This window comes from Delftia sp. ZNC0008, from assembly GCF_000799035.1.
Lineage (GTDB): Bacteria > Pseudomonadota > Gammaproteobacteria > Burkholderiales > Burkholderiaceae_C > Comamonas > Comamonas tsuruhatensis.
In genome coordinates, this window is record NZ_JTKZ01000289.1 from 1 (window position 1) to 4,661 (window position 4,661).

Consider the following 4,661-nt stretch of genomic DNA (forward strand, 5'->3'; position numbering starts at 1 on the left):
CCGCGTTTTGCCTGTGCGCCGCGCACCACGCACCACTCTTCCAAGGATGTCCGTCATGGTCTCGTTTGATTCTTTCCCCCGACACACAGCCAACTGGCGCCGACGCCAACTGCTGGGCGCGGGCCTTGCCGCAGCAGCCGCCACGGTGGGCGGCCCGGCCCTGGCCCAGGACAAGGCGGGTGACCGCGTGCTGCGCGTGGGCCACCAAAAGGGCTGGCTGTCCATCCTGAAGAGCCGGGGCACGCTGGAAAAGCGGCTGGCGCCGCTGGGCGTGTCGGTGCGCTGGATCGAGTTCAACGCCGGCCCCGTGCAGCTGGAGGCGCTGAACGTGGGCTCCATCGACTTCGGCGATGTGGGCGAGGCCCCGCCCATCTTTGCGCAGGCCGCAGGCGCACCTTTGGTCTATGCGGGCGCCACCGTGCCGCGCCCCGGGCTGGAGGCGGTGATCGTGCCCAAGGATTCGCCCATCCGCAGCGTGCAGGACCTCAAGGGAAAGCGCGTGGCCTACAACAAGGGCTCGAACGTGCAGTACTTCCTGGTCAAGCTGCTGGAAAAGCATGGCCTGAAGTACGGCGATGTGCAGTCCGTCTTCCTGGCGCCGGCCGATGCGCGCGCCGCCTTCGAGCGGGGCTCCGTCGATGCCTGGCTGATCTGGGACCCCTTCCTGGCTGCCGCGCAAAAGACGCTGGACGCCCGCCTGCTGGCCGATGCCACGGGCGTGGTCAACAACCGCGCCTACTACTTCACCTCGCGCGATTTCGCCACGCGCAATGCCGATGTGCTGCGCATTGCCATCGAAGAGGTCGATGGGATTGACCGTTGGGCCTCGAAGAACCAGACGGCGGCGGCCGCCGAGCTGTCCAGCATCCTGGGCCTGGACAAGTCCATCACCGAGCTGTACCTGAGCCGCGCACGCTTCGGCACCTCGTCCGTGACGCGCGAGATCCTGGCCGAGCAGCAGCAGATCGCCGACACCTTCTTCGAACTCAAGCTCATCCCCCGCAAGCTCAACCTGCTGCATGCCGCGCCGGTGGACCTGATCGCGTCGCGCCCCTGAGCCCACTGCAAGGAGTCCGCACCATGAACGCCATCCCCAAGAAGCCCCGCCTGGACCGCGTGCGCCGCCAGGCCCTGCAACTGCTGGGCACCACCGCCTTCAGCTGGAGCCTGGCCGGCCAGTACGCACGCGCCGAGACGCCGGCCGCCGTGGCCGGACCCGAGCAGTTGCGCATCGGCTACCAGAAGTCGGCCGTCAACCTGGTCATCCTCAAGCAGCAGGGCGTGCTGGAAAAGCGCTTTGCGGGCACCAAGGTCAGCTGGCTGGAGTTTCCGGCCGGCCCCCAACTGCTGGAGGCCCTGGCCGCAGGCAGCCTGGATTTCGGCCTGACCGGCGATTCACCCCCGGTCTTTGCCCAGGCCGCGGGCCGTGACCTGCTGTACGTGGGCGCCGAGCCGCCCAAGCCCGAGAGCTCGGCGATTCTCGTGCCATCGGACTCGCCGCTGCGCGCCCTGGCCGATCTCAAGGGCCGGCGCGTGGCGCTGCAAAAAGGCTCCAGCGCCCATTACCTGCTGGTGCGTGCGCTGGACAAGGCGGGCCTGGCCTGGAACGAGATCCAGCCCGTGTACCTGGCCCCGGCCGATGCGCGCGCCGCCTTCGAGCGCAAGAGCGTGGACGCCTGGGTCATCTGGGACCCGTTCTACGCGGCCACCGAGCTGGCGATTCGCCCGCGCGTGCTGGCCAATAGCGAAGGCCTGTCGGGCAACGCCTCGTTCTACCTGGCCGCGCGCGGCCTGGTGGAGCGCCATCCGCAGGTGCTGCGCGCGCTGTTCGACGAGCTCACGCGCGCCGATCGCCTGGCCCAGAGCGCACGCCAGGAGGCCGTGGCCCTGGTGGCCGGCTTCAGCGGCCTGGATGCGGCGGTGGTCAGCCGCTTCATTGCGCGCCGGCCCAGCTCCCCCGTGGGCCTGCTGGCTGCGCAGACCGTGGTAGACCAGCAGCGCGTGGCCGATGCGTTTTTTCGGCTGGGCCTGATTCCGCGCCAGGTGCAGGTGGCCGACATCGTCTGGCGACCCTCGGCGGCCGAGTACGCGCGGCTGGCCGAGCCGGTGGCGGCGCGGCCTTCTTCCGCCCTTTGATTTCCTTCCTCGATTCCGTCCCCTGACTGGAGCAGCGCATGCAGGTTTTCTGGTTCATTCCCACCCACGGCGACAGCCGCTACCTCGGCACGGCCGAGGGCGCCCGCCCGCTCAGCCACGACTATGTCAAGCAGGTCGCCATCGCGGCCGACAGCCTGGGCTACGAGGGCGTGCTGATTCCCACGGGCCGCTCCTGCGAGGACCCCTGGGTCGTCGCCTCCAGCCTGATTCCGGTCACCAGGCGCCTGAAGTTCCTGGTCGCCGTGCGTCCCGGCCTGCACCAGCCCAGCCTGGCGGCGCGCATGGCGGCCTCGTTCGACCGCCTGTCGGGCGGGCGGCTGCTGATCAACCTGGTCACGGGCGGCGACCGCGCCGAGCTGGAGGGCGACGGCGTCTTCCTCGACCATGCGCAGCGCTACGAGCAATCGGCCGAGTTCATCCGCATCTGGCGCGAGATCCTTGAGCGCAGCCATGAGGGCGGCACGCTCGACTACGAAGGTGAACACCTCTCGGTCAAGGGCGCCAAGCTGCTGTTCCCGCCGCTGCAAAAGCCGTATCCGCCCGTGTACTTCGGCGGTTCGTCCGAAGCCGCGCACGACCTGGCCGCCGAGCAGGTCGATGCCTACCTGACCTGGGGCGAGCCCCCGGCCGAGGTGGCCAAGAAGATTGCCGATGTGCGCGAGAAGGCGGCGCGCCATGGCCGCAGCGTGAAGTTCGGCATCCGCCTGCACGTCATCGTGCGCGAGACCGAGGACGAGGCCTGGGCCGATGCCGATCGCCTGATCAGCCGCCTCAAGGACGAGACCGTGGTCCAGGCCCAGGCCGCCTTCGCGCGCATGGACTCGGAAGGCCAGCGCCGCATGGCCGCCCTGCATGCCGGCGGCAGCCGCCGCACGCGGGCCGAGCTGGAGATCAGCCCCAACCTCTGGGCCGGCGTGGGCCTGGTGCGCGGCGGCGCGGGCACGGCCCTGGTGGGCGATGCGCAGACCGTGGCCGACCGCATCAAGGAGTACGCGGACCTTGGCATAGACACCTTCGTGCTGTCCGGCTATCCGCACCTGGAAGAGGCCTACCGCTTTGCCGAGCTGGTCTTCCCGCTGCTGCCGCTGTCCGTGCGCGACAGGCTGGCTGGCGGCGTGGGCGGGCCGCTGGGCGAGACCGTTGCCAACCTGTACTCGCCGCGCGCGTCGCAAAGCTGAGGGAGTCACGCATGTCCGATGCACGTACCGTTACTGCGCTGCCGGCCTCCTCGGCCCCCCCGGCCGGCGATGCCTGGTCGCCGCTGCTGCGCTTTGCGGCCGGCGTGGGCCGCCGCCTGGTGCCCTGGCTGGTGCCGCTGGCGCTGATCGCCGTCTGGCAGGCCGCCTCGGCGTGGGGCTGGCTGTCCACGCGGGTGCTGCCCGCTCCGCTGGATGTGCTGCGCGCCGCGCAGGCGCTGGCCGAGTCGGGAGAGCTGCTCAAGCATGTGCAGGTGAGCGCGGGCCGCGCGCTGGGTGGCCTGGCCATCGGCGGCGGGCTGGGGCTGGCGCTGGGCCTGCTCACGGGCTCGCTGCGCTGGGCGGAGACGCTGCTGGACTCCACCATCCAGATGGTGCGCAACATCCCCGCGCTGGCGCTGATTCCGCTGGTCATCCTGTGGTTCGGCATCGACGAGAGCGCCAAGCTGTTCCTGATCAGCGTGTCGGTGTTCTTTCCCATCTACCTGAACACCTTCCATGGCATACGCAATGTGGATCCGGCGCTGATCGAGATGGGGCGCAGCTACGGCCTCACGCGCTGGCAGCTGTACCGCGAGGTCATCCTGCCGGGCGCGCTGTCCTCCATCTTGGTGGGCCTGCGTTTTTCGCTGGGCCTGATGTGGGTGATCCTGATCGTGGCCGAGACCATCTCGGCGCAGTCGGGCATCGGCTACCTGACCATGAACGCCCGCGAGTTCCTGCAGACCGACGTGGTGCTGGTCGGCATCCTGCTGTACGCCCTGCTGGGCAAGCTGGCCGACTGGTTTGCGCGTGCGCTGGAGCACTGGTGGCTGCGCTGGCATCCGGGCTACCAGCCCAAGTGACACAAGGAGCACGACATGAGCCGATGGAACCGCATGAAGACCACGCTGGCACAGGCCGTGGAGCTGAACACCACCGCGCCGGCGATGGCCTGGGAGGCCTCGTTCGACGCCGATGGCCTGGACGTCAGCGACCGCCTGGCCCAGAACGACGATGCGCCGCAGTCCGCATCCCCCCAATCCGCACCGCGCCCTGGCGTGCGCCTGCAGGCCGGCGGGCTGACCAAGCGCTACGGTCAGCGCGAGGTGCTGCACGAAGTGCAGCTGCAGGTGGAGCCTGGCGAATTCGTCGCCATCGTGGGCCGCAGCGGCTGCGGCAAGAGCACCTTGCTGCGCCTGGTCGCAGGCCTGGAGCAGGCCACGGCCGGCACCCTGCTGCTGGACGGCGAGCCCGCCCGCGCCGTGCAGGGCGCGCAGGGTGGCACGCGCATCATGTTCCAGGACGCGCGCCTGCTGCCCTACGCGG

The 4,661-nt window shown here is 69.8% G+C and carries 5 protein-coding genes; all 5 read left to right on the top strand.

The features are described from left to right. Nucleotides 1-55: 55 nt before the first annotated feature. Nucleotides 56-1,057, top strand: a complete 1,002-nt coding sequence (locus L995_RS09735; protein ID WP_197065125.1) for a sulfonate ABC transporter substrate-binding protein — start codon at nt 56-58, stop codon at nt 1,055-1,057. A 23-nt stretch (nt 1,058-1,080) separates the two neighbouring features. Then, nucleotides 1,081-2,136, top strand: a complete 1,056-nt coding sequence (locus L995_RS09740; protein WP_047471257.1) for an aliphatic sulfonate ABC transporter substrate-binding protein — start codon at nt 1,081-1,083, stop codon at nt 2,134-2,136. Nucleotides 2,137-2,174: 38 nt separating this feature from the next. Further along, nucleotides 2,175-3,335 carry an FMNH2-dependent alkanesulfonate monooxygenase gene (gene ssuD / locus L995_RS09745; RefSeq protein ID WP_012206437.1) on the top strand — a complete coding sequence of 387 codons (1,161 nt, stop codon included), beginning with the start codon at nt 2,175-2,177 and terminating at the stop codon, nt 3,333-3,335. A gap of 11 nt (nt 3,336-3,346) precedes the next feature. Beyond that, nucleotides 3,347-4,198 carry an aliphatic sulfonate ABC transporter permease SsuC gene (gene ssuC, locus L995_RS09750; protein ID WP_012206436.1) on the top strand — a complete coding sequence of 284 codons (852 nt, stop codon included), beginning with the start codon at nt 3,347-3,349 and terminating at the stop codon, nt 4,196-4,198. A 15-nt stretch (nt 4,199-4,213) separates the two neighbouring features. Then, the coding region (locus L995_RS09755) for an ATP-binding cassette domain-containing protein (protein WP_047471260.1) at nt 4,214-4,661 on the top strand (448 nt) is incomplete at its 3' end.

Excerpts from the sequence above, each read along its gene's own strand:
- L995_RS09740 (WP_047471257.1), top strand. The coding sequence starts at position 1,081 with ATGAACGCCATCCCCAAGAAGCCCCGCCTGGACCGCGTGCGCCGCCAG.
- ssuC (WP_012206436.1), top strand. The coding sequence starts at position 3,347 with ATGTCCGATGCACGTACCGTTACTGCGCTGCCGGCCTCCTCGGCCCCC.
- L995_RS09735 (WP_197065125.1), top strand. The coding sequence starts at position 56 with ATGGTCTCGTTTGATTCTTTCCCCCGACACACAGCCAACTGGCGCCGA.
- ssuD (WP_012206437.1), top strand. The coding sequence starts at position 2,175 with ATGCAGGTTTTCTGGTTCATTCCCACCCACGGCGACAGCCGCTACCTC.